The following is a 2181-nucleotide window of genomic DNA, read 5'->3' on the forward strand; positions in this document are numbered from 1 at the left end:
GGGATCTGCAGCAGGGGTGTGTACGACGGCGGGCGGCCGATGCCCATCTCGTCCTCGTAGTCGCCCTCGTAGTCGGTGTAGTCGAGCAGCTCGCTCGCGCGCACCGAGTCGACCCGGCCGCAGAGCCCCATCAGCGTCAGCGGGAACAGGTCGTTGGCGAACCCGGGGTCGATGCCGGTGGTGAAGCAGGACGCGCCGCCCTCCTCGCAGGCCGCGGTGATCGGCTCGATCCAGTTCGGCGGGTTCTGCACCATCTGCGGCCAGACCCACGGCGTCATCGCGGTCGAGCAGACGTCGATGCCCGCACGCAGGAACGCCGACATGACCCGGATGTTCTCGTCGGCGTGCTGCGCCGTCGGGCCGTAGTGCACCAGCGCGTCGGGGCGGAGCGCGACCAGCTCCTCGACATCGGTGGTCGTGATGATCCCCGTCGGCTCGGGCAGGTCGAGCAGCGCGGCGACGTCCTGGCCGGCCCGCGAGGACCGGGTCACGCCCACGCCGACCAGCTCGAACACCGGATGGTCGAGGATCTCCGCGATCACCATCGACCCGACGACGCCGGTGCCCCAGACGACGACCCGCTTCGTGTCCATGTACGTCCTATCGGTCGAACGCCGCGCGGACTCGGTCCTCGGTGAGGCCGTAGTCCTTGAGCGTGTAGGTGTGCGACGGCTTGGCCTTGCCCTGCTTGGACTCCCGGTCGATCTCCTCGATCGCCGTCTGCACCTCGGGGGTCCAGTCGAGGCCGAACTGGTCGTACACGCGCCGGGTCACCCCGAGAGGATCGGTCACCAGGTCCTTGAAGGCGATGTCGATGAACTGGTCCTGGTCGTACTTCGGCCGCGCGTCGTGGAACGCGTGGAAGGCCCGGGACCATAGATCCAGCTGGGTGTGGCCGATGACGCCGCCGACGTACGTGTCGCTGTGCCCGACCGTGGTCTCGGCCGACAGCGAGCACGACGACGCGATGCAGGTGACCGGGTCGCGGTGGGTGTAGACGATCAGCGCGTCGGGATAGACGGTCATCAGCGCGTCGAGGGCCGTCATGTGGGAGGGGTTCTTGAGCACCCATCGCTTCTCGGGGTCGTTGAGCCCGACGAGCTGGAGGTTCTGCTTGTGTCGCGCGTACGCGTCGGTCCAGTCCTGCTTCTTCAGCCACTCGGTGTAGCGCGGCAGGTTGGCGAGCGCCTCGTAGGAGTTGGACTTGCCGGTCTGGCGCAGCAACCGCCAGCACTCCTCCACGGTCGTGGCGTCCATGTAGTGGATCCCCATGAACTCGGGGTTCTCGACGTGGTGGGCGGCGAAGCCCTGCTGCATGGCCTGGAAGATCGGGTCGGACTCCCACGTCTCGCGCGGCGGCCGCGGCTGCGGGTATTGCGTCAGCCACATCTCCAGGCCCTGCGCGTTGGGGTCGGCGTGCAGGTAGCGGTGCAGCGCGGTCGTCCCGGTGCGCGGCAGGCCCATCAGGAAGATCGGTCGCTCGATCGGGACGTCACGGTGCTCGGGGTGCGCGATGAACTGCGACTGGGTGAGCAGTACGCCGACCAGTGCGCTCTTGACCTCCGAGCGCTGGAAGTAGTTGCCGCGCGGGGTCAGGCCGGCCTCGGGTGAGGCGAGATCCTCGACGAGGACCCGCAGCCCCTCCTCGTGCGCGCCGTCCCCGAAGTCGGTCATGCCGGTGGTCCGCATCGCCGCGGCCGCGATGTCCTCGTAGGACCCGACGTCGGCCCGCTCCCGGGTCATGATGTTGTCGCTCATCGGGCCTCCGGCTTCGAGTCGTCCGCCTGAGGGCGGCGTATGGAGGTGCGAGAGGCGGACGACCCGTTCATCAGTCGTGGAACTCGCCGCAGTCGACGGTCAGCATCTGGCCGGTCACCGCGGAGGCGAGGTCGGAGGCGAGGAACAGGGCGGCGCGGGCGACCTCCTGCGGGGAGGCGAGCCGCTTGAGGTCGGTGGGCGCGGCCTTGGCGGCGTACACCTGCTCGTGGGTCGTGCCTTCGACGGCCGCGAGGAAGTCGAAGTAGCCGCGGTTGACGTCCTCGTAGATGTACGACGGCGCGACGCTGTTGACGCGGATGCCGCGCGGCCCGAGCTCGGTGGCGAGCGAGGAGGCGAGGTGCTCCAGCGTGCCCTTGGAGAGCTTGTAGCCGGCGTACTCCGGCTGGGAGCTGAACACCACGC

At 69.0% G+C, this 2181-nt stretch carries 2 protein-coding genes and 1 pseudogene; all 3 read right to left on the reverse strand.

The features are described from left to right. Nucleotides 1–593: pseudogene (locus tag Q0L15_RS20070) on the reverse strand (diacylglycerol kinase); the annotation flags it as partial. Between the two features lie 7 nt (nt 594–600). After that, complete coding sequence (locus Q0L15_RS20075; RefSeq protein WP_296606397.1) at nt 601–1758, reverse strand: sulfotransferase; 1158 nt, start codon at nt 1756–1758, stop codon at nt 601–603. A 70-nt stretch (nt 1759–1828) separates the two neighbouring features. After that, nucleotides 1829–2181 (reverse strand): SDR family oxidoreductase (locus Q0L15_RS20080; protein ID WP_296606398.1); only part of this gene is annotated, 353 nt, incomplete at its 5' end.

It is taken from the genome of Nocardioides sp., from assembly GCF_024509035.1.
Classification (GTDB): Bacteria; Actinomycetota; Actinomycetes; order Propionibacteriales; family Nocardioidaceae; genus Nocardioides.

What these genes read in the sequence shown, in the direction of transcription:
- Q0L15_RS20075 (WP_296606397.1), bottom strand. Translation starts at nt 1,758, where the DNA reads ATGAGCGACAACATCATGACCCGGGAGCGGGCCGACGTCGGGTCCTAC.